We start from the raw sequence: 1,689 nt of genomic DNA on the forward strand, positions 1-1,689 counted from the left end.
AACAAGATAATCTGTTTTCAAAATTATTAAAAAATAACTTTAACTGAAAAAAAGATGAAAAAACTCTATTACCTTATCTTTATTGGCTTCACTTTTAATGTAGTTCTATCTCAAGAAATCCCAGATGCGGTTCGATATTCACAAGATAATTTAAATGGAACTGCTCGTTTTAGAGCGATGGGTGGTGCTTTTGGTGCGCTGGGTGGCGATTTATCTTCTATAAATGTGAATCCTGCAGGTTCTGCCATTTTTTCGAATAATCAACTTACTATATCGTTAAGTGCTTTTAATAAAAAGAATGATTCAAATTATTTTGGAACAACAACTTCCGATTCAGAAAGTAATTTTGACATGAACCAAACTGGTGGCGTTTTTGTTTTTAAAAACCGAAACCCATCGAGCAACTGGAAAAAGTTTTCGTTAGCAATAAACTACGAAAATGTAAATGATTTTGACAATTCAGTCTTTTCTGCTGGCGTAAATCCAACAAATTCTGTCGATAAGTATTTTTTAACTTATGCTAATGGTGTTCCATTAGGTTTAATAAAAGATTCAAATTATTCAGAATTAGACAACGGTGCACAACAAGCGTATTTAGGCTATGAAGGATATATCATCAACCCTGTTATGGAAGCATCAAACAACACGGCGTACACATCAAATGTAACTCCCGGTGGAAATTATTATCAAGAAAACAGTATTTATTCAAGTGGATATAATGGAAAATTATCTTTTAATGCTGCAACTTCGTATAAAGATAAATTATACATAGGTATTAATTTAAATTCACATTTTACTGATTACGTGCAAACTTCCAGTTTTTATGAAAGTAACACGAATACTCTAAATTCAGATTATACTGTGAGACGTTTGCAATTTGATAATAATTTATACACTTACGGTACAGGATTTTCATTTCAAATTGGAGCCATTGCAAAAGTAACTAAAGAAATTCGTTTCGGATTTGCTTATGAATCTCCAATTTGGTACAATTTAAGCGATGAGTTTTCTCAAAATCTAAGCGCAGTGAGAGCCAATAATGTAGATGAACTTACAGCAAATGTTGATCCGCAAATCATTAATTATTATGCGCCTTATAAATTAAGTACTCCAAGCAAGTTTACAGGAAGCTTAGCTCATGTTTTTGGAAAAACTGGATTAATAAGTATTGATTATACTATTAAAGATTATAGCAGCACGAAATTTCAACCAGAAAATGACATATATTATCGAGCCGTGAACAATCAAATGAGCAACATTCTTAACGTATCAAATGAAATAAGAATAGGCGCTGAATACAAAATCAAGGAATGGAGCCTTCGAGGCGGGTATCGTTTTGAAGAAAGTCCATACAAAGACAAAAAAACAATTGGCGATTTGAATTCTTTTTCAGGAGGATTAGGCTATAACTTTGGTGTGTTTAAAATGGATTTATCCTATACCAATGCCCAGAGAAATTCGCAACAACCTTTTTTCAATCAAGGATTTACTGATGGAGCGAAAATTAAAACTACCAACAATAATTTCACAATGACATTATTGTTTGAAATGTAATCCTATTCCCAAAAGAGGAATTATTGAAAATGTCGGGTAGTCTTTTTGGTGTCGAAAAACTAGATTTAATATTGAAATTTTCCATACGGATACCCCAATCAAAGTTTAATTTATCGGTAATGTCCCAATTATGAC

1 protein-coding gene is annotated in these 1,689 nt (G+C 32.1%); it reads left to right on the forward strand.

Features of this window, described 5'->3' with window-relative positions; genetic code table 11:
* The first annotated feature begins 54 nt into the window (after positions 1–54).
* Positions 55–1,554: an OmpP1/FadL family transporter gene (locus EKL98_RS15555; protein ID WP_126563108.1), complete on the forward strand. Its 1,500-nt coding sequence runs from the start codon at positions 55–57 to the stop codon at positions 1,552–1,554.
* Positions 1,555–1,689: the final 135 nt, after the last annotated feature.

The organism is Flavobacterium bomense (genome assembly GCF_003970355.1).

What these genes read in the sequence shown, in the direction of transcription:
- EKL98_RS15555 (WP_126563108.1), top strand. Translation starts at nt 55, where the DNA reads ATGAAAAAACTCTATTACCTTATCTTTATTGGCTTCACTTTTAATGTA.